The 18,920-nt window shown below is 62.1% G+C and carries 19 protein-coding genes; 14 read left to right on the forward strand and 5 right to left on the reverse strand.

Annotation, left to right across the window (positions count from 1 at the left end; genetic code table 11):
* Positions 1–15 precede the first annotated feature (15 nt).
* Complete coding sequence (locus tag AB0O81_RS10495; protein WP_363583991.1) at positions 16–480, forward strand: DUF3052 domain-containing protein; 465 nt, start codon at positions 16–18, stop codon at positions 478–480.
* 26 nt (positions 481–506) lie between these two features.
* On the opposite strand, the gene AB0O81_RS10500 is transcribed toward AB0O81_RS10495, so the two are convergent.
* A complete protein-coding gene (locus AB0O81_RS10500) occupies positions 507–878 on the reverse strand; it encodes a DUF1294 domain-containing protein (protein WP_363583993.1) in 372 nt (123 codons plus the stop codon).
* Positions 879–1,036: 158 nt separating this feature from the next.
* On the opposite strand from AB0O81_RS10500, the gene AB0O81_RS10505 reads away from it, so the two are divergent.
* The 5 genes from AB0O81_RS10505 (at position 1,037) to AB0O81_RS10525 (ending at position 6,652) form a co-directional block, all read left to right on the forward strand.
* Positions 1,037–1,336 carry a DUF1905 domain-containing protein gene (locus AB0O81_RS10505; protein ID WP_363583995.1) on the forward strand — a complete coding sequence of 100 codons (300 nt, stop codon included), beginning with the start codon at positions 1,037–1,039 and terminating at the stop codon, positions 1,334–1,336.
* A 213-nt stretch (positions 1,337–1,549) separates the two neighbouring features.
* Complete coding sequence (locus AB0O81_RS10510; RefSeq protein ID WP_363583997.1) at positions 1,550–2,134, forward strand: A24 family peptidase; 585 nt, start codon at positions 1,550–1,552, stop codon at positions 2,132–2,134.
* A 101-nt stretch (positions 2,135–2,235) separates the two neighbouring features.
* On the forward strand, positions 2,236–3,321 hold the full coding sequence (locus AB0O81_RS10515; protein WP_363583999.1) for a YihY/virulence factor BrkB family protein: 1,086 nt from the start codon (positions 2,236–2,238) through the stop codon (positions 3,319–3,321).
* Entirely contained in the window at positions 3,318–4,073 is a 756-nt protein-coding gene (locus tag AB0O81_RS10520) for an NAD(P)H-hydrate epimerase (protein WP_363584001.1), read from the forward strand. The genes AB0O81_RS10515 and AB0O81_RS10520 overlap by 4 nt, the downstream gene beginning before the upstream one ends.
* Positions 4,074–4,165: 92 nt before the next feature.
* Positions 4,166–6,652, forward strand: a complete 2,487-nt coding sequence (locus AB0O81_RS10525) for a glycogen/starch/alpha-glucan phosphorylase (RefSeq protein ID WP_363584003.1) — start codon at positions 4,166–4,168, stop codon at positions 6,650–6,652.
* 29 nt (positions 6,653–6,681) lie between these two features.
* On the opposite strand, the gene AB0O81_RS10530 is transcribed toward AB0O81_RS10525, so the two are convergent.
* Entirely contained in the window at positions 6,682–7,413 is a 732-nt protein-coding gene (locus tag AB0O81_RS10530; protein ID WP_363584005.1) for a glutamine amidotransferase, read from the reverse strand.
* Between the two features lie 106 nt (positions 7,414–7,519).
* On the opposite strand from AB0O81_RS10530, the gene AB0O81_RS10535 reads away from it, so the two are divergent.
* Both AB0O81_RS10535 and AB0O81_RS10540 read left to right on the forward strand, forming a co-directional pair.
* Positions 7,520–7,753 carry a response regulator gene (locus tag AB0O81_RS10535; protein WP_337337709.1) on the forward strand — a complete coding sequence of 78 codons (234 nt, stop codon included), beginning with the start codon at positions 7,520–7,522 and terminating at the stop codon, positions 7,751–7,753.
* Positions 7,740–8,384, forward strand: a complete 645-nt coding sequence (locus AB0O81_RS10540; protein ID WP_363584008.1) for a CYTH domain-containing protein — start codon at positions 7,740–7,742, stop codon at positions 8,382–8,384. Before AB0O81_RS10535 ends, AB0O81_RS10540 begins: the two co-directional genes overlap by 14 nt.
* A 68-nt stretch (positions 8,385–8,452) precedes the next feature.
* Here AB0O81_RS10540 and lpdA read toward each other — a convergent pair whose 3' ends face one another.
* Both lpdA and AB0O81_RS10550 read right to left on the reverse strand, forming a co-directional pair.
* Positions 8,453–9,853, reverse strand: a complete 1,401-nt coding sequence (gene lpdA / locus AB0O81_RS10545; protein ID WP_363584010.1) for a dihydrolipoyl dehydrogenase — start codon at positions 9,851–9,853, stop codon at positions 8,453–8,455.
* A gap of 10 nt (positions 9,854–9,863) precedes the next feature.
* Positions 9,864–10,523: a copper resistance CopC family protein gene (locus AB0O81_RS10550; protein ID WP_363584012.1), complete on the reverse strand. Its 660-nt coding sequence runs from the start codon at positions 10,521–10,523 to the stop codon at positions 9,864–9,866.
* 163 nt (positions 10,524–10,686) lie between these two features.
* Between AB0O81_RS10550 and AB0O81_RS10555 the strand changes: the two genes are divergently transcribed.
* The 3 genes from AB0O81_RS10555 (at position 10,687) to AB0O81_RS10565 (ending at position 12,481) form a co-directional block, all read left to right on the forward strand.
* Entirely contained in the window at positions 10,687–11,151 is a 465-nt protein-coding gene (locus AB0O81_RS10555; protein ID WP_363584014.1) for an FHA domain-containing protein, read from the forward strand.
* Entirely contained in the window at positions 11,151–11,840 is a 690-nt protein-coding gene (locus AB0O81_RS10560; RefSeq protein ID WP_363584016.1) for a MerR family transcriptional regulator, read from the forward strand. The genes AB0O81_RS10555 and AB0O81_RS10560 overlap by 1 nt, the downstream gene beginning before the upstream one ends.
* A gap of 95 nt (positions 11,841–11,935) precedes the next feature.
* Entirely contained in the window at positions 11,936–12,481 is a 546-nt protein-coding gene (locus tag AB0O81_RS10565; RefSeq protein WP_363584018.1) for a MerR family transcriptional regulator, read from the forward strand.
* Between the two features lie 56 nt (positions 12,482–12,537).
* Here the strand turns inward: AB0O81_RS10565 and AB0O81_RS10570 are convergent, their stop codons facing one another.
* Positions 12,538–13,347, reverse strand: coding sequence for a ParA family protein (locus tag AB0O81_RS10570; RefSeq protein WP_363584020.1), 810 nt, complete (start codon positions 13,345–13,347; stop codon positions 12,538–12,540).
* A 73-nt stretch (positions 13,348–13,420) separates the two neighbouring features.
* On the opposite strand from AB0O81_RS10570, the gene AB0O81_RS10575 reads away from it, so the two are divergent.
* The 3 genes from AB0O81_RS10575 to def are packed head-to-tail and all read left to right on the forward strand — an operon-like array spanning position 13,421 to position 18,835.
* On the forward strand, positions 13,421–16,828 hold the full coding sequence (locus AB0O81_RS10575; protein WP_363584022.1) for a pyruvate carboxylase: 3,408 nt from the start codon (positions 13,421–13,423) through the stop codon (positions 16,826–16,828).
* 46 nt (positions 16,829–16,874) lie between these two features.
* The gene (locus AB0O81_RS10580; protein WP_363584024.1) at positions 16,875–18,338 is read left to right on the forward strand and encodes an AAA family ATPase; all 1,464 of its coding nucleotides are present in this window, start codon (positions 16,875–16,877) and stop codon (positions 18,336–18,338) included.
* Positions 18,339–18,343: 5 nt separating this feature from the next.
* Positions 18,344–18,835 carry a peptide deformylase gene (gene def / locus AB0O81_RS10585; protein WP_363584026.1) on the forward strand — a complete coding sequence of 164 codons (492 nt, stop codon included), beginning with the start codon at positions 18,344–18,346 and terminating at the stop codon, positions 18,833–18,835.
* Positions 18,836–18,920: the final 85 nt, after the last annotated feature.

Raw genomic sequence — 18,920 nt, forward strand, 5'->3', positions numbered from 1 at the left:
CGTTGCGGCCTCGGAATGCTTCATCGCGCTGGTGGCTGGTGGCTGGTGGCTGGTGGCTGGTTGCGGTCGCACCGCTTCTTGACTCACGAATGGATATCCACGATGGTTCGCACGGTCGCCGAGAAACTTCAGATCAAGCCCAACACCGAACTGCTTCTCGGTGCTTCAAGCGCGGATCAGCGCGTACTGCTTGACCCGCTCCCCGATGGGGTGACGGTTGTTGACGGCATCAGCGGTGATACCGACGGAGTCGTCGTGATGTTCGCGCACAACCGCCACGAACTTGATGCTCGGCTGGCCGATGCATTTCCGTTGCTGGTAATGCCGCGTGCAATCTGGCTGGGCTATCCCAAGGGAAACAAAGCAGACATCAACCGCGACAGCATCTGGAAGCGCGCCGAGGAATGCGGGTGGACCCTGAACGGCAATATTTCGCTGTCAGACACGTGGTCGTCGGTTCGTTTTAAACGCGTCGTTTGATTCGGGCGCCCGCCGGCGCGGGGCAATCAGCGGATCACGGGAGACAGCAGAAAGACCAGGATCACCAACGCCACGACATTGACGACGATGCTGAGCCAGAACTTGCGGCGGAACGACCGTTTACGTGTCTTGTGGCGAAACAGTTGCTGCGCGAGTAGTGCGCCGGGCCATCCGGCCAGTAGACCAAGCACGAGCAACGTGCGCTCAGAGACGCGGCGACGTGCTCGGGGTGCGGCTGCTTTGTCGATGCCGTAGGACACGAACGTTACGATGCTCATCGCAACGTAGACGACGGGCAACCACCAGGGGAGCGCGAGCGCGACGTAGGAAACACCGAGCGTCGCAGCGAAGACAATAAGTGTCGTCCAGCTGAGCCCTGCGGGGAGCGGCCGGGTCATGTCCCGGCCGGGTCGCTGCGTCGTGGACGTGGGTGGCAGACGGTTGCTTGCGGGTGTCTTCGACGAGGGGCGCGGGTTGGACGGCACGCGCTCGATCCTATTGGCAGGGGTGTGGAGAAGGAGCACGTACGTGGCTCCGGCTGTGGTGGACTACGTGCATGATCATCGAGTTCGAAGGCGAAGTTTTTCTCTGGGATGCGCGCGCCGATGTAGCCATGCATCTCACGGCAGTGCCGCCGGAACTCAGCGACGACATTCGCGAGATCCCTCGCCCATATCGCGGATTTGGATCAGTACGCGTGATTGCGCGGGTCGGCTGCTCCGAGTGGAAGACATCGGTCTTTCCCGACAAGAAGACTGGAACCTACGTGCTGCCGCTGAAAAAGTCGGTTCGCGATGCGGAGAATCTCATGGACGGTGGGCCTGTTCTGGTGCGTCTTGAGGTACTGGATGGCTAGAGCGGCTACGAACATCTTGGGGCTCACGTGACGGCGGCCCCTACTGTTGCATTGATAGTGCTCGTTGGTGCTTTCGGCGTTGCCGCAGGCTACCTCGTCAATGTTCTGATTGATCGGTTCCCAGCGCCTGCGGTCAAGCACTCGAACGAGCCGCTAGCTGTGACACCACTCCGCACGCGCGCGCACCTTTCGGCGCGACACACAATTGTGAACGTGCTGACGTCCGTAGCCTTTGTGGGGGCGACGTTGTTGATCTGCGCCCGCGCAGCGACGAGCAATGCGCTTGAGGTGTGGTCCTTGGTCATCACGATGGTGGCTTTCCTGTATTTTGCCGCCGTTTCGATCGCTCTCACGTTCATTGATGTTGCAACGCATCGGCTTCCGAATGCCATTGTCATGCCGTGCTATCCGGTCGGCGCTGTGCTTCTCAGCAGTGCTTCGCTGCTCGTCGGTGACTGGCAGGCGATGCTGACCGCAGTGGCGGGCACAGCGGCTCTTTTCAGTTTCTACTTCATGCTCCGGTACCTACAGCCCACAGGCATGGGCGGTGGCGACGTGAAGCTTGCTGGGGTGATCGGGATGTATCTCGGGTGGCTGGGGTGGACCTCGCTCGCAGTTGGGGCATTCTCCGCCTTTCTGCTTGGCGGCGCATTTGGCGTTGTGCTGCTGGCACTTGGCCGAGTGAAACGAACGACGCCGATGCCGTTTGGCCCATGGATGCTGGCGGGTGGCTGGCTAGGCATTGTGATGGGCGAAGCGTTCGAAACCTGTTGCGTTGGGCTGTCTTTGCCGAGGTGAGTGAAGAGTGCGTGCCCGAATAGCCTCGGGCACCTATAGCGCTGATAACCTGCTCTGTCCAACCCCACCGCCGCGAGCGTCGGGCTCGCTATCGTGGCGGTATGAAGGAGTTCATCGCGAAAGCAATTGCCTGGGTGCTATCGCTCAAGCTCGTACGATCTGCATTGTTGTACGTAGAGCGGCGTGGGCCGATGCTGGCAGACAGCGTCACCTACCGCGCTCTCTTCAGTGTGTTCGCCGGGGTGATGTTGGGCTTTTCGATCGCAACGATCTGGCTCGCTGGAAACCCTGCGGCATGGCAAGCGCTGATCGACGCAGTCAACAACTTCGTTCCGGGTCTTGTCGGGCCTGACGGCATCATCGCGACCGACGAAATCGATGCACCCGCCGGACTGACCACCGCGGGAGTGATCTCTCTTGTCGCCCTGGTCGCAGCGGCGATCGGAGCGATTGCGACGATGCGTTTGGCGATCCGGTCCATCGCTGACTTCGCGCAGCAAGATGGCTTCTTTCTGTGGGTCATGTTGCGCAACCTGCTGTTGGCCATTGGAATCGGGCTTGCACTCGCAGCCTCAGCGGTCGTCACATTCATCGGCTCGGCGGGGCTTGACCTTGTTGCAGGATGGCTCGGTATCGCCGACAGCTCTGAACTGGTGCAGGTCAGCACACGCGTGCTGACGCTCGTTGTGGTGTTCGCCGTGGATGCAGCCATCATCGCGGTGCTGTTTCTTGCGCTGTCAGGAGTAAAGCCGTCGGCGCGCTCGCTGTGGAGCGGCGCACTGATCGGCGCCGTGGGCCTCACCGTGTTGCAGCAGCTGTCTTCGCTGTTCGTGGGTGGCGCATCGTCCAACCCGCTATTCGCTACTTTTGCATCACTCATAGCGTTGCTGCTCTGGTTCAATCTTTCGGCCCAGGTGATTCTCATCGCTTGCGCCTACATCGTGACGGGAATCGAAGAGGAGCATGATCGAGTTCGTGCGAAGTTCGGTGCATCTACCTTCGCCCAGCGCCGAGTGCTTCGTGCTGAGAACGAAGTGCGATTTGCTAGTAAAGAGCTGCAGATAGCCCGCGAGGCTGAGGCAGCGGAGCGTGAGGGCACTGACGCGAAGGAAGACAGCACGAAGGAAGACAGCGTTAAAGGCGACAGCACGAAGGAAGACAGCACGAAGGTGACGTCGAGCTCATGACGACCTGGGCAACGACGTATAGCGCGGCGCAGGTGCGCGCAGCGGAGGCGCCGTTGCTCGCCGAAGGCGTTCCCCTGATGTTGCGCGCAGCGGCTGCCCTCGCCGATGTGATGAAACAAGAGCTTGCCGGCGTTGCGTCGCCGCGAGTGCTTGTTCTTGCAGGCAGCGGTGACAACGGTGCTGATGCCTTGTTCGCGGCCGCCGAGCTGGCTTCGCAGAGCGCTGCCTCGATTGCAGCTGATGCCGACCCGTTCTCGAGCGTGCAAATGGCGGACGCACGGATAGCTGTTGACGTGCTGCTCGTATCCCCGCGCTTTCATGTTGCTGCGCTCGCCGAGGCTGTCGCTGCAGGCGTGCGACGGATCGACCTCGCACGGCTGAGGGACAGCGCAGCGAGCTACGACCTCATTGTGGACGGCATTCTCGGCATCGGTGCGGGCGCAAACTCGGCGTTGCGCGGTGACGCACGCGAAGCAGTTCAGTCGCTTCTGCCTGTCACACGCACGGGCGCTTTGCGCGTCGTGGCGGTGGATCTTCCAAGCGGTATTCACCCCGACACCGGTGAGGCAGATGACGTAGTGTTGCCGGCCGCGGTGACAGTCACGTTCGGCGCCGTGAAAGCCGGACTAGCCACCGGCCGCGGCCCCGAGCTGAGTGGTGACATTGTGTTCGTTGATCTTGGACTCACGCCGAGCCTCAGAGCTGAAGCGCCCGCGGGCGAGGCCGAGATAGCGCGAGTTGTCGCGGGATAGTGCCTAGCCAACCGCCTCAGGTGACAACCAAGTAAAAGATCTGGTGCGTCGAGTGCGCGGAGAATCGCGCGGAACTCGGTAGTTTCGTACTCATGCATGATCAGCTTCCTCCCACACACCCGCTCGCGCTTGCGCCGGTCACGGCGCCGCCGAGCACGGTCGATGGATTCGTGCGGGAATTTCTGTTGAACCTCAATTCCGGCCGCGGCGTTGTGCTCTCGAATGCGAGTGCGACCGACAAGTACTTCGCTCTCGCACACACAGTGCGCGACTATCTCATGGCGCGCTGGCTCGAAGATCTGAGGCGTCAGCGCGAGGTTCAAGACAAGGGAGTGGCGTACCTCTCTGCGGAGTACCTACTCGGTCGCCAACTCGACAACAACCTGCTCGCCTCGGGTCTCAGCGAGATCGCCGAAGAGGCGCTCGCCGCCTGTGGCATCGATCTCGATGACCTTCGGCAGCAGGAGGTCGAGCCAGGGCTCGGAAACGGCGGTCTCGGCCGCCTCGCGGCCTGTTTCATCGACTCGCTCGCCACCATGGGAGTGCCGAACGTCGGCTACGGCATTCGCTATGAGTACGGCATCTTCCGTCAAACATTCGTCGACGGGCAGCAGGCAGAACAGCCCGACGCTTGGCTCTCGATGGGGTCGCCGTGGGAGTTCCCGCACCCCGAGGCCGCACAGACGATTGCATTCGGTGGACACACCGAAACCTACGACGACGAGGGCGTCGCCCGCTCTCGCTGGATTCCGTCCTGGAACGTGCAGGCTGTGCCTTACAACTACATGGTGCCCGGCTACCAGAATGGGCGCGTCAACACGCTCCGATTGTGGAGTGCTGTCGCCACCAACTCTTTCGATCTTCGGGTATTCAACTCTGGTGATTACGAAGAGGCGGTGCGGGCCCAGACCTATGCCGAGAACATCTCGAAGGTGCTGTATCCCGAGGATTCCACGCCCCAGGGCAAAGAGCTGCGACTGCAACAGCAGTATTTCTTCGTGGCGGCATCGATCAGAGATGTGTTCGGGGTCATGCTCCCGGCTGATTTCGAGCTGACCAACCTGCCCGAGCGAATCATCTTCCAGCTCAACGACACTCACCCGGTGATCGCGGTTCCCGAGTTCATGCGCGTGCTGGTCGATGAGAAGAAGATGGATTGGGATGCCGCATGGGCGGTCACGCAGCAGTGTTTCGCGTACACGTGTCACACTCTGCTGCCTGAGGCGCTTGAAGTCTGGCCCGTCGAGTTGCTGGGTCGGTTGCTGCCGAGACACCTCGAGATCATCTACCGCATCAACGAGGAATTCCTCGTTGCCGTGCGCGAGAAGTTTGGCGATGACGAGATGCGCATACGCGACATGTCGATCATCGGCGAGTATCCGGTGCGCTCGGTGCGCATGGCCTGCCTCGCGACCGTCGCCGGTGCAAAAGTGAACGGTGTTGCTGAGCTGCACTCACAGTTGTTGCGCGACAAGGTGCTGCCCGACTTCAACGAGTTCTACCCGGGCAAGTTCATCAATGTCACCAACGGTGTGACGCCCCGCCGGTTCGTGCGTTTGGCGAATCCTTCGCTGTCAGGGCTCATCACCGACGCACTCGGTGGCGGTTGGGTTACTGATCTCGAGCGGTTGCGCGAGCTCGAAACCTACGCAGAGGATCCCGAGTTTCGTGCACAGTTCGCCGAGGTGAAGGCAATCAACAAGCGTCTCCTCAGCGACGTGTTGCGAGAACGCGACGGATTCGAAGTGAGCGACGGGCACATGCTTGACGTGATGGTCAAGCGGTTGCACGAGTACAAGCGTCAGATGCTCAAGGTGCTGCACATCGTCACCACCTATGAGGGGATCATCTCGGGGCGCCTCGCGGTCAGCGACGTGCAGCCGCGCACCTTCATCTTCGGTGCGAAGGCGGCGCCCGGATATGTCATGGCGAAGCGCATCATCCATCTGATCAACGCGGTCGGCTCTGTGGTGAACAGCGACCCGAGGGTCGAGGGCAAGCTCAAGGTGCTCTTCCCACCGAACTACAACGTCACCCTCGCCGAGCGGGTAATCCCTGCCGCTGACCTCTCAGAGCAGATTTCGCTCGCGGGCAAAGAGGCGTCGGGCACAGGCAATATGAAGTTCGCTCTCAACGGGGCGCTCACAATCGGTACCGATGATGGTGCCAACGTCGAGATTCGCGAGCTGGTCGGTGACGACAACTTCTTCCTCTTCGGAATGAGCGAGCCCGACGTGGAGGCCCTATGGGCGAAGGGATATAAGCCGAGTTCGTTTTACAACGCTGACAATGGCTTGCGCCGCTCGCTTGACCTGATCGCGTCGGGTGCATTTTCGGGCGGTGACCGCTCGGCGTTCGAGCCGATCGTGTCGAACCTGCTCTATGACGATCGCTTCATGGTGCTGGCCGACTACTCGAGCTACATCGAGGCTCAAGCGAAGGTAGACGAAGCGTATGCCGACCAGGACGCCTGGACGCGCTCGGCAATCCTCAACGTCGCGCGATGCGGATATTTCTCGTCGGATCGCTCAATGCGCGATTATATTGAACGCATCTGGCACACACCGCCCTCGTTCTAGGCGGCGTTGCTTCGTACGGGATGAGGCGCTCAGCGCGCGTAGCGCTGAACGAAGGTGCGCAGGATGCGGCTCGGGTGCGAGACGGATGCTGCCCGCACCGCACTGAGCGTCAGCTCAAGCTCATCAGCCGCAAAGTAGCCGTGCTCTGCGTAGGCATGAATGCGTGTGGTGATGCCTTCGACGTCGAGTTCTGGATGAAACTGCGTCGCATACACGTTCTCGCCGACGCGGAACATTTGTACGGGGCACGTCTGCGACGAGGCCAGGAGAGTTGCGCTGTCGGGCAGCTTTGAGATGGCCTCTTTGTGGCCGACGAACGCGCCGAAGGTAGATGGCATATCGTGCAACAACGCATCCGTTGCCCCTGCCTCGGTGACGCTGAGTGAAACCACGCTGATCGGTTCGGAATAGGTGCGATCAATCGTGGCTCCGAGAAACGCGCCTACCGTGCCGACGCCGTAGCAGGCGCCCAGGAACGGAAAGTCACGTGCGACAACTTCGGTGAGCAGCGCGTGAAAGTCTGCTTCCACTCGGTGCTGCACAGCGGATTTCTTCTCGCGGGAGTCTGAAGCGTTGAACGGCCCGCCACCGACGAAGATGCCGGAGAGCTCGTCGAGGTTCAGTTCGGGCATCGGCCCCGCCTCGAGCCGTACGCGGATGAGCTGCTCGGGCGCGAGTCCGGTGTAGCGGAGGAAGAGTTCGTATTCCTCGTCGGCCGGCAGATCTTCGGCTCGGGTAGCGAGGAGAACGAAAGGCTTCACACTGTCCATTATCTCGTGACCATTCGGTCGCCGCGACACTGCTGGTGCTGCTGCCCGAGGCCTCTAGTTCGAAGACAACAGCGTTGCCCGGCGCTAGGCTCGGACTATGGCTATCGCACGATTGCACGGCGGCCCGCTCGACGGGCAGATTCTTCCCCTCGACGATCCCGCTATGGAGCGGCTCATCGTTCCCTACAGCGAGACACAGGTCGTCTACGCACGAAAAGGGCAACCGGAACATACCGGTCAGGGTGATGGGCCGACTGAGTCGGCATTCTGGTTTGTGGAGTCGCAAGACGACATCGATCCAGACCCAGATGCCCCGCGTGACCGCCGCTGACTCGGCAGCGGATGCCGCCGCGCCGACGCGGTCGGTCGAGGTAGAGCTCAAGTTCGACGCTGACACCGACACAGCGTTGCCGGACTGGCTCAGCGTGGCTGACGTCGTCTCAGTCGGCGCCGGCGAGGTGCGAGAGCTGGACGCCCGCTATCTCGACACCACCGAGTTCGCGCTCGCTTCCGCGGGGTTCGCGTTGCGTCGCCGCACTGGCGGAGGCGATGCCGGCTGGCACATCAAAGGACCACGCGTGGGCAACGGCCGTGTCGAGTTGCACTGGCCGCTGGGTAGCGCAGCGGAGGTTCCGCCCCCGGCGCTTGCCGTGCTGGCTGAGGTTACCCAAGACCCGTTGCTTCCGCTCGCCCGAATTCAGAACTATCGCATCGCGTATGCGCTGTGCGATGCCTCGGGCGGCGCGCTCGCAGAGTTTGCCGACGATATCGTCTCGACGCTCGATGAGCGTTCGGGGGCCGCGCGCTCGTGGCGCGAGTGGGAGGTGGAACTCGGGCCCGCGGCACCGGATGATGCCGAGTGGCGCACAGCGTTTTTCGCCGCCGTCGAGGCGGCTGTCGTCGCCGCTGGAGGCAAGGTCGCAGCATCCGACTCGAAACTCGCTCGGGCCCTCGGCTACTGAAGATCTCGTCGCTGAACCAAACAACCCCGAGACTGTTCAGTCCCGGGGTTGTTTCGTTCATGCGTGAATCACATATTGATCATGTGACCGGCGAGACCGTGGAAGGCCTCTTGCACTGCTTCAGAAAGCGTCGGGTGGGTGTGCACGTTGCGCGCCCCTTCGAGAGCGGTGAGGTCCCACTTCTGCGCCAGCGTCAGCTCTGGCAGAAGCTCAGACACATCGGGGCCAATGAGGTGACCACCAAGGAGCTCCAGGTGCTCGCCATCGGCGATCAGCTTCACGAACCCGATGGGCTCGCCCAGGCCGTTTGCCTTGCCGTTCGCCGAGAACGGGAACTTCGCGACCTTGACGTCGTACCCTTCGTCGCGTGCCTGCTGCTCGGTGAGGCCGAACGACGCTACCTGCGGCGAGCAGAACGTCGCGCGGGGCATCATCCGGTAGTCGCCCAGCGCCATGGTTTCGGCCTTGCCGATGGTTTCGGCGGCGACAACACCCTGGGCTTCAGCGACGTGGGCAAGCTGCAGCTTCGCTGTGACATCGCCAATTGCGTAGATGTGCGGAACCGAGGTGTGCATGTAGTCATCGATCTCGATGGCTCCGCGTTCGGTGAGCTTCACACCGGTCTTGTCGAGACCGAAGCCCTCAACGTTCGGGGCGAAGCCGATTGACATGAGAACCTTCGATGCGTCGATCGACTGTGTGTCGCCGCCAGCATTCGGGGTGCAGGTCACCGTGACATGGCTACCGTGGTCGGTGACCGTCTCGACCTTTGTAGAGGTGAGCAGCTCGACGCCGTACTTCTTGTACTGACGGGCGATCTCTTTCGAGACGTCTGCATCTTCGTTCGGAAGAGCGCGGTCAAGGTACTCGATGATCGTGACCTTGACGCCGTAGTTTACCAGCACGAAAGCGAACTCCATGCCGATCGCACCGGCGCCGACAATGACGATTGATTCAGGCAGATCACGCGTCATGATCTGCTCTTCATAGGTCACGACGTTGTCGCTCAGAGTGACTCCGGGAAGCAGGCGAACCGTCGAACCCGTCGAAATGATCGCATTGTCGAAGGTGAGCTCTTCGCTCGAACCGTCTGCCTTTGCGACGGTCATGCCCTTGGGGCCGGTGAACGTTCCGCGTCCTTCGTACTCGGTGACCTTGTTCTTCTTCATCAAGTAGTGGATGCCCTTGACATGCGTCTCAGACACCTTGCGGCTGCGGTCCCACGCGGTGCCAAAGTCGAACGACACGTCGCCCGACATACCGAAGAGCTCGGCTTTGTGATTGAAGATGTGCGCGAGATCAGCATTGCGAAGAAGAGCCTTGGAGGGGATGCAACCTACGTTTAGGCAGACACCGCCCCAGTACTTTTCTTCAACGATCGCAACAGAAAGACCGAGCTGAGCGCTGCGGACCGCTGCGACATAGCCGCCGGGGCCCGCGCCAAGGATGACGACGTCGTAGTGAGGCATGACTAAAACCTTATCGTTTGGTAGTGGGGTCGGAATCAGCGAGAGACTTCTTTTGGCGCGAGCGTGACACGAGCAGGTACGTCACCGCTCCGGCCACGCCCACAACGACGATGCCGCCGACTACCCAGGGCCACACAGCACCGGAAGCGTTCTCGGCATCGACAGCGTCTACTGTCGCGGTCGCGGAGGGCTCAGCGGAGGCTTGCGTGGTCGGTTCGACAATCGGCTCTTCGGTAGCAGTGGGCTCGGGAGTTTCGGTGGGCTCGGGCGCTGCGACAGTGAAGGAATACTCGCCAGAGATTGGGTGCCCGTCGTTTGAAACAACCTTCCAGAGCACCGTTACTTCACCCGTAGCGTCGCCTTCGAGGGGCTGGGTCAGCACGTTGTCGCTGACAGACGGATCGGCCACGGCGAGCGACATGCCTGACACGTCGGTGACCTCAATCTCAGAGGCTCCGTCTTCTTGCGAGATCTCGGCGCTGAAGGTCAGCGTCAACTCGCTAGGCAGAGCGTCAACTGTCGAGTCTGCCGCCGGGTCGGTGCCGGTGAGCTCGTCGTGAGCGTGGGCCGGCGAGGCGAACATCAGCGCGGCGAAGGTGAGGAGCATGGCCGCCAAAATGGCGAACCCGCTTTGAGAGAGCACGGTCACTGATTTCGCTGAAGTACGCATCACCTCCAGGCTACGCCTGTCGAGGAGGTTGAGATTGCGTGCGTCATACTTGCTCGGTGCCTCGGTGTGGCTATGTGCTCGCCATGAATTCGTGATCGCCAAGGATCTGGCCTCGTGTAGCGGGGGATCGATCGGCTAGGCTTGCACCTCAAAGGAGGACCCCGTGGAGGAATATCGCCGTCCCGACGATTCCAGTCGCCCGGTTGACGTCACACAGACGTTTGGGCACGACTCGGATCTGTCGTTTGTGCCGTTCGGAAGTGAGTTGGGCGACGCTGAACTTGAAGCCATCGAGGCTCTTCCCTCTGGTGCGGCCCTGCTGATCGTGCGCTCAGGTCCCGCAGCTGGTGCCCGCTACCTGCTCGACACCGACGTGACCACCGTGGGACGCCACCCTGAAGCAGACATATTCTTCGATGACGTCACCGTGTCGCGCCGTCACGCGGAAATCACGCGGACAAACGCTGCGTTTGAGCTGGTTGACCAGCGCTCGCTGAACGGAACCTACGTGAACGGTGAGCGCGTCGATCGCGCGGCTCTCGTGAATGGCTCTGAAGTGCGAGTCGGAAAGTTCCGTCTCAACTTCTTTGGTTCGCCTGCTGACCTGCCACAGACGCCCGAAGCCTGATGCCGGCTGCTTCTGCCCGCGAACGCGCTGCGTCGTCGGGTCTGCTGAGTATTGGGCAGGTGCTCGCGAGGTTGTCGCCAGAGTTCCCTTCGCTCACTTCGAGCAAGCTGCGCTTCCTTGAAGTGCAGGGGATTATCACCCCACTTCGCACCGAATCTGGCTACCGAAAGTTTTCGCCGGATGATCTCGAGCGGCTCAGGCTCGCGCTTACCTTGCAACGCGATCACTACCTACCGCTCTCGGTGATTCGGGACTATCTGCAGGATGTGGATGCCGGGCGTGACCCGGTGACGCCGACATCCGTGCCGCCGCCATCGATCGTTCCTGCACCGCGCCGCTACCGCAGGGAAGAACTGCTGGCCGCTTCGGGCGCTGCTCCGCAGTTGCTCAACGACGCGATCAGCACTGGCGTGCTCGCGGCGGACGTGTACACAGATCAGTCCGTGGCGCTTCTGCGCGCCCTTGTGGCGCTTGATCGTCACGGAATTGAGCCGCGACACATGCGCACGCTCCGTCAAAGCGCTGAACGAGATGTGTCGCTGATTGAGTCTGCCCTTGCGCCGCTGCTGCGTCGCACTGACTCGTCATCGCGCGGTCGAGCGGGGGAGTTGGCGCCTCAGCTGGCGCAACAACTCGAAGAGGTGCGCGCTATTTTCGTGCGCGCGGCGCTCGAACGACTTGTGGACTGATTCACACGACACGCCGACCGCACACGTCGGATGTCATTGCCGCAGGCGTCTGCCTGTTCTACCGTGGGACTAACGAAGGCGGAGGGGGAACGCGCGTGAGCGATCGCGACAATCTAGACGGTGGTGCGTTCACTGCAGACCTCCTTTTCACCGACGGGCTTCCCGAGATGGACGACGAAGTCGGCTATCGCGGTGCTGTTGCGGCGCGCGCGGCCGGAATTACATATCGTCAGCTGGACTATTGGGCACGTACCGAGCTGGTAAAGCCCACCGTGCGCGGTGCGAGTGGTTCTGGATCGCAACGCCTCTACGGATTCCGCGACATTCTCGTCCTGAAACTCGTTAAGCGCCTTCTCGACACCGGAATCTCGCTTCAGCAGATTCGTACGGCGGTTGATCAGCTGCGAGCCTCAGGTATCCGCGATCTCGCCGGAACGACGCTCATGAGTGACGGCGCATCGGTCTATCTCTGCACGTCGAACGATGAGGTCATCGACCTGGTCAGTCGCGGCCAGGGCGTCTTCGGCATCGCCGTCGGCAAGGTGCTGCGCGAAGTGGAGTCCACTCTCGTCGACTTCGACCCGCAGCTGCCCGATGCCGCTGACGAGCTTGCCGCTCGCCGCGCCGCGCGATCTGCCTGAGAAGGTCTTCCCCACTCATCGCCACCGTGTGGCCGTCGGTGGACTGCGTAGGTGGACTACGTAGGTGTCTCGTTGGGCACCGGCACGCGTCCGGTGCGGATGATGCGGTCAAGCAGTGCATCGAAGTCTGCCGCGAGTTCCTGGGCGGAGTCGCCGGGCCAGATGTGCAGGGGCTTGGCCGCACCCTGAGCCTGCTGCAACGAGGTGCGCTCGGGGAGCTGCGGACTCAGCACCAGGGGGCCGAACATGTCGCGCAGCTCTTTGATGCGGAACTGGTGTTCGATCGACTGCGGACGAACACGGTTCACCACGATGCCCAGAGGCTGAAGACGGGGGGAGAGGCCGCGACGAATCTCTTCGATCGCGCGAAGTGCACGGTCGGCCGCCGCAACCGAGAACAGGCCTGGTTCGGTGACCACGACCACGCGGTCGCTGGCTGCCCAGGCTGTGCGAGTCAGGGCGTTGAGAGACGGGGCACAGTCAACCAGCACCAGGTCGTAGTCGGCCTCGATGGTGGCGAGTGCTTCTTCGAGCTTCCAGACGTCTCTCACACTCGGGTGGGGGCCATCGAAGTTGATCGCCGAGGGGCTGCCGATCATCACGTCGATCGTGCCAGGGTGAACCTTCGCCCAACCGCTTGAGGTGATCGCTTGCCGAACGACCTTGTCTTTCGGATTCGCCAACACATCGGCGACGTTCAGGCGACCTGCTACCTGAATATCCAGCCCCGTAGAGACGTCGGACTGCGGGTCGAGGTCGACGACGAGCGTACGGACACCCCGGGCGAAAGCCGCCGATGCGAGTCCGAGAGTTACGGTCGTTTTGCCGACTCCACCCTTAAGCGAGCTGACGGAGAGGACGTGCACAAGGCTCTACGTTACAGTCCTCTAGGCTGAGAACGCACTCAGGTCCGCCAGCATTGCCGCCCTCGGAGGTCGAATGTTCCGTAAGATCCTCGTCGCTAACCGTGGAGAGATCGCTATCCGCGCTTTCCGCGCTGCCTACGAATTGGGTGCGCGCACAGTCGCGGTGTACCCCCACGAAGACCGAAGCTCCCTGCATCGCCTCAAAGCCGACGAGGCGTATCTGATTGGCGAGGTAGGGCATCCTGTCCGCGCCTACCTGAGCGTCGATGAGATCATCCGCGTGGCGCGCGAAGCTGGGGCTGACGCCATCTACCCGGGTTATGGGTTCCTCTCAGAGAATCCCGAGCTTGCCGAGCAGGCCGCAGCTCACGGGATCGCATTCATCGGCCCTCCAGCATCGGTGCTCGAGATGGCTGGAAACAAGGTCACCGCCAAGCACCACGCGATTGCGGCCGGTGTGCCGGTACTTCGCTCGACCGAAGCTTCAGACGATGTCGATGCCCTGCTTGGGCAGGCTGAAGACATCGGCTTCCCGCTCTTCGCAAAGGCAGTCGCCGGTGGTGGCGGCCGTGGCATGCGGCGCGTCGACACCGCTGAAGAGCTGGCACCCGCGCTGGCGGAAGCCATGCGAGAGGCGGGCAGCGCATTCGGTGATGCGCGAATGTTCCTCGAGCAGGCGGTGCAGCGCCCACGCCACGTTGAAGTGCAGATTCTCGCCGATACCGCAGGCAACACCGTGCATCTCTTCGAGCGCGATTGTTCTGTGCAGCGTCGTCACCAGAAAGTCATCGAGATCGCACCCGCGCCGAATCTCGAGCCGGAGGTCCGTGACGCGCTGCACTCGTATGCCATCGCGTTTGCCGAGTCGATCGGCTATCAGAACGCCGGAACCGTGGAGTTTCTGCTCGAAACTGCCGGTCCCCGCACTGGCGAAGTCGTCTTCATCGAGATGAACCCTCGAATTCAGGTCGAGCACACGGTGACGGAGGAAGTCACAGACGTCGACCTGGTGCAGTCTCAGATGCGCATCGCCGCAGGTCAGACCCTGCACGAGCTTGGACTCGAACAGGATCAGATCCATCTGCGCGGCGCGGCGCTGCAGTGCCGTATTACAACAGAGGACCCCACCCAGGGCTTCCGACCTGACACGGGAAAGATCACCACCTACCGCTCACCCGGTGGGGCGGGCATTCGACTCGACGGTGGCACGACCGCCGCTGGCGCTCAGATCTCACCCCACTTCGACTCGATGCTCTCCAAGCTCACGTGCCGTGGTCGTGACTTCGGCGCCGCTGTGCTTCGTGCTCGGCGTGCCCTTGCAGAGTTCCGCATTCGTGGCGTGTCGACAAACATCCCGTTCCTGCAAGCAGTGCTCGATGACCCAGCATTCGTCTCAGGCGATATCGCCACTTCTTTCATCGACGAACGCCCGCATCTACTCAAGGGTCGCGAGTCGAAAGACCGTGGAACCAAGGTGTTGAGCTGGCTGGTAGACACCACCGTCAACAAGCCGAATGGCGAGAACCCCCTCTCCGTCGAGCCACGACTGAAGCTTCCGGAGCTGGATCTCACCGCCACGGCTCCTGCCGGCTCGCGACAGCGGCTGCTCGAGCTCGGTCCTGCGGGTTTCGCTAAGTCGTTGCGTGAGCAGACCGCCCTGGCCGTCACGGAGACCACATTCCGCGACGCGCACCAGTCGTTGCTTGCGACGCGGGTGCGCACCAAGGATCTCGCCACGGTTGCACCGTATGTCTCGCGGCTCACTCCCGAGCTGCTGTCGATCGAGGCGTGGGGTGGCGCGACCTACGACGTTGCGCTCCGCTTCCTCGGTGAAGACCCGTGGGAGCGTCTTGATCGCCTGCGCGCAGAGCTCCCGAACATCGCCATCCAGATGTTGCTTCGCGGTCGCAACACCGTCGGCTACACCCCATACCCGACCGAGGTCACCGACGCCTTTGTGCAAGAGGCAGCATCGAGCGGAATCGATATCTTCCGAATCTTCGACGCGCTCAATGACGTGGCGCAAATGCGTCCCGCCATCGACGCCGTGCTGGCGTCGGGCACCGCCGTTGCCGAGGTCGCACTCTGCTACACAGGCGACCTGCTCAACCCCGCTGAGGATCTCTACACGCTGGATTACTACCTCGGGCTCGCTGAGCAGATCGTCGACGCTGGCGCACATGTCCTTGCGGTCAAGGACATGGCAGGGCTGCTACGACCCACTGCGGCATCCCGGCTCGTGAGCGCCCTTCGGGATCGTTTTGACGTGCCGGTCCATGTGCACACCCACGACACCGCTGGCGGCCAGTTGGCGACGCTTCTCGCGGCTAGCGCCGCGGGAGCCGATGCAGTGGATGCTGCGGCTGCGCCGATGTCGGGCACCACGAGCCAGCCGTCATTGTCGGCGCTCGTTGCTTCGCTGGCACACACGGAGCGCGACACGGGCATCGATCTTGACGCGGTGTCAAGCCTCGAGCCCTATTGGGAAGCCATGCGGCACATGTACCGCCCGTTCGAGTCGGGTCTCCCCGGCCCCACAGGTCGGGTTTACCACCACGAGATTCCCGGCGGCCAGCTCTCAAATCTGCGTCAGCAGGCGATCGCTCTGGGACTTGACGAGGACTTCGAACTCATCGAAGACATGTATGCGGCGGCCAACAACATTCTGGGTCGCGTGCCGAAGGTGACTCCGTCGTCCAAGGTCGTGGGCGACCTCGCCCTGCATCTTGCTGCGGTAAAGGCCGATCCTGCTGACTTTGCCGAGAACCCGCAGAACTATGACATCCCTGATTCGGTTGTGGGCTTTATGGCTGGCGAACTGGGAGACCTCCCGGGAGGTTGGCCGGAGCCATTCCGAACCAAGGTCTTGGCGGGACGAGACATCTCCATCGAGGTGAAGCCGATCACCCCCGCAGATGGCGCGGCTCTCGCTGCAGACTCGCTCTCACGACGTGATGCGCTCAACCGTCTGCTCTTCCCTGCTCCTACGCGTGAGTTCACGTCGATGCGCGAGCTCTTCGGCGACCTGAGCGTGCTCGACACCTCCGACTACCTCTATGGCCTCGCTCAAGGCTCAGAGCATGTCGTCGAGATCGAACGCGGCGTACAGCTCTTCGTCGGCCTCGAAGCCATCGGTGAGGCCGACGACAAGGGAATGCGCACGGTGATGACCACGCTCAACGGGCAGCTTCGGCCTGTGTTCGCGAGGGATCGCAGCATCACCGTAGAGGCGCGACAAGCCGAGCGTGCTGACACCTCTAAGCCAGGTCAGATCGCGGCACCGTTCTCGGGAGTGGTGACACTAAAGCTCGAGCCTGGTGCGACTGTGACCGCTGGCTCTCCGGTCGCTTCCATTGAGGCGATGAAGATGGAGGCAGCGATCACGTCACCCATCGACGGCGTCATCGAACGGCTCGCGATCGGCTCACCACAGCAGGTGGAAGCGGGCGACCTTTTGGTCGTAGTGCGCCCCGCCCAGTAATCTGGAGGATGGCCCCAGATCCATACCGCCGCAGGAGAAGTGACTAGTGACGCCCGAACGCACCGAACAGACCCCCGATGACGCTGAGCACGGGGTGCTGTCCGACTCTGGAAGCCTCGACACCTCGGGTCTCGGCATTCTCGGTGGCGGCACCGCTCAGGTGAACGTCGCAATGCCTGCCGCAGACGATGATGATGACTTCGTGGACGACGAGGCGAGCATTGCGAACATCTCTGAGGAACCATCTGTCGCAGCGACCTCAGCCGAAGACGCCGCTCGGGCCAAGGCCTTTGATGTCTTCTTGTCTCAGCCGATTGAGGTTGAGTCCGAGGTCGGTGAACCCGCTGTCGCCGACACGCCGGCGACCGCCGCACCGGTGACCGCAGACGAGCCCGAGGCCGACGTTGTTGACGCCGCCGCGGTCGGCGACGCTGAGGATCAGCACAGCCAGATCGAAGACGCGGATGTGTTCTCGACCGAGATCGAGCCAGATCGATCAGCCATCGTGGCACCCGCGCCTGTCACGCTCACCTCGAAGCGTTTGGGCGAGATTGAAGCCGACCGTGAGACGGCAGACCTGCTGACCGCGGATCGACTGCTAGACCCGAGCCACGTCATTCGCTCGGAGCCCGAAGGTGCGTGGCAGCAGCTCGTCTATTCGCTCTCGCTTCGCCGCATCAACCTTGGTGATAGCAAGCGTGCGAAGGCCCGCAAAGAGTTGGACCGGCGCATCGCTGCTCCGCTGGCAGGAGGTGCCCGCTTTGTGCCGGTACTTTCGCGCAAGGGTGGGGTCGGCAAGACCACAGTGACCACCCTCTTGGGTATGGCGCTGGCTGACGCGCGGGATGATCGAGTGATCGCGATCGATGCAAACCCCGACAGGGGTACGCTGTCGGATCGCATCTCGCGCGCCGGTGGCAAGACTGTGCGCGATCTCGTTCGCATGAGCGGTGAGGTTGTCGGATTCAACGATCTTTCAGCGATGGTTGCTCGCGATGAGACACGTCTTGACGTCGTCGCATCCGATGCCGATCCAAGTGTTTCAGAGGCATTCAGCGACACCGACTACCGTGATGTTGCCAAGCTCGCTGCGCACTATTACTCGCTTGTGCTGACCGACACGGGTACGGGAATCGTGCACTCGGTCATGGAAGCGACTCTGCAGGCGGCAGATCAACTCGTCATTGTCGCAGGGCTGAGTGTTGACGAAGCGCGTTTGGCGTCAGAGACCCTGACCTGGCTCGAGACGAACGGATACTCGCCTCAGGTGCGCAACGCCGTTGTGGTCATCAACAGCGCCCGCCCCGGTTCGCCAGTGGTGCAGCTCGACCGGCTCGAGTCGCACTTCAAGACGCGCGTGCGCACGGTGTTGCGAATGCCCTACGACCCGCACATCGCAGCTGGAAGTGCAATCACCTTCCGTGATCTGGACCCCGAGACACGACGCGCGGCACGTGAACTTGCCGCGAGCGTTGTCGAAGGCTTGCGTTCGCTCGCTTCGGCGGCGTAGTCATCATGGCCGTTCGTGCAATCCGGGTGTTCGGTGACCCGGTTCTGAAGTCTGTGTGTGCGCCAATTGAATCCGTCGACGCGGGTGTGAGAGCGCTTGTGCAAGATCTGATCGACACGGTAGAGCTTCCGGGTCGAGCCGGAGTGGCGGCCCCTCAGATAGGCGTCGGTCTGCGCGCCTTCAGCTACAACATCGACGGCGACATCGGCTATGTCCTCAATCCGGTGCTGGTTGCTGTGTCGGGGGAGCCTGAGCCGATCGGTGAAGGCTGTTTGTCGGTGCCAGGCCTCTGGCACGACACGCCTCGCTATCCCTGGGCGAAGGTTGTTGGCATCGACCTTGATGGCAATGAGGTGGTGCTGGAAGGCGACGGCCTGATGGCGCAGGCGCTTCAACATGAGACCGACCACCTCGATGGCACGCTGTACCTTGACAAACTCGAGCCCGCGAATCGGCGCATCGCGATGCGTGAGGTTCGCGAATCCGACTGGTTCTGAGCCACTAGATAGTTGGCACGCCGCGATCGCGGCACCGAATCCACGAATGAGCCCCCAGACCTTTGTAGGTCTGGGGGCTCGTTCT

Source organism: Microbacterium sp. NPDC076911 (assembly GCF_040687125.1).
Classification (GTDB): domain Bacteria; phylum Actinomycetota; class Actinomycetes; order Actinomycetales; family Microbacteriaceae; genus Microbacterium.